Genomic DNA, 1,485 nt, shown 5'->3' with positions numbered 1-1,485 from the left:
CTTGGGTTCTAACGGTCCTCGCAACACCCGCGATCTGTGGGAGTTGCGAGGACCGTGGGCGTTAGGCGTGATGATCTTGCTGAGTTGCGGGAGCGCTTCCTTGAGCGGCTGAATGTAGTAGGCAGCGTGACCGTGGCGGCGCGTGAGCTGGGGATTAACCGGAACACCGCCTTCACCTGGGCCCGGAAGGCAGGGCGGAGGTCGGCAGGCCCGCCGCGTCGGCATTCCGGACGGGACGAGTACGAGCGGCTCCGGGCCGGCGGTGTCGCTCCCCGGGTGGCTGCCCGACAGGTCGGCGTGAACGAGCGCACGGCCAGGGACTGGGACCGGGGCGTCAGGAAGACCCGCCATTCGCGCACCTACCCCGAGGGGTACCGCGTCGACTATCCGGCGGGAACCGCCACCATGTCCGGTGTGACAAAAGCACCGGTCGGCTTGAGGGCCCTGGAGAAGCAGCTCCACCCACGGTTCCTGACCCTGGCCGAGCGCGAACAGATCCGCGATCTTCACTCGGCGGGCCAGTCGCTGCGGGCGATCGGACGGGCCCTGGGACGGCCCGCGAGCACGATCAAGCGTGAGATCGACGCGAACTCCGGCAGCGACGGCTACCGGCCCTACCAAGCCCACCGGGCGGCGGCCGCGCGCAGGCCCCGGCCCAAGGACCGCAAGCTGCTGAGCGAGGGACGACTGCGCCGCTTCGTCCAGGACAGGCTGCGCAGGCGGTGGTCGCCGGAACAGATCTGCCACGCTCTGCGAAGGGAACATCCCGGCGACGAGAGCATGCGAGTGAGCGTGGAAACGATCTACCAGACTCTGTATTTCCAGGCCCGCGGCGGCCTGAAGCGGGAGGTACAGGCAGCCGTCCGCTCCGGGCGGACCCGCCGCAAACCACGCCGGAACCCCGAGCGGCGCACTTCCCGGTTCATCGACCCGATGGTGATGATCAGCGACCGTCCCGCCGACATCGACGACCGGGCCGTGCCCGGCCACTGGGAAGGCGACCTGATCCTTGGCGCGGGCGGACGCTCCGCGATCGCCACCCTGGTCGAACGCAGCACCCGCTACACCATGCTTGTCCACCTGCCGGGCGGAGCCCACGACGCCGAGACCGTCCGCGACGGGCTCGTCCGGACCGTCCAAACCCTGCCCGCCCACCTGCGCGGCTCGCTCACCTGGGACCAGGGCGCCGAGATGGCACGCCACCGGCAGTTCAGCATGGCCACCGACATGCCCGTCTACTTCTGCGACCCGGCCTCGCCCTGGCAGCGCGGGTCGAACGAGAACACCAACGGGCTGCTGCGGCAGTACTTCCCGAAAGGCACCGACCTGAGCCTGCACGGTCCCGAAGACCTCGAACACGTCGCCCAGGAGCTCAACGGCCGCCCACGCAAGACGCTCGGCTGGGATACCCCAGCCGAGCGTCTACGTGATCTACTCACCGTCTGAAACCAAGCGGTGTTGCGACGACCCCTTGAACCCAAGGTC

General features: G+C 69.0%; 1 protein-coding gene. It reads left to right on the top strand.

Annotated features, from left to right (window positions below):
- Nucleotides 1–405: 405 nt before the first annotated feature.
- On the top strand, nucleotides 406–1,446 hold the full coding sequence (locus ACFRAR_RS38785; protein ID WP_380705161.1) for an IS30 family transposase: 1,041 nt from the start codon (nucleotides 406–408) through the stop codon (nucleotides 1,444–1,446).
- Nucleotides 1,447–1,485 lie beyond the last annotated feature (39 nt).

Source organism: Kitasatospora sp. NPDC056651, assembly GCF_042792155.1.
GTDB lineage: Bacteria > Actinomycetota > Actinomycetes > Streptomycetales > Streptomycetaceae > Kitasatospora.
This window is presented reverse-complemented; position numbering and strand designations above follow the sequence as displayed.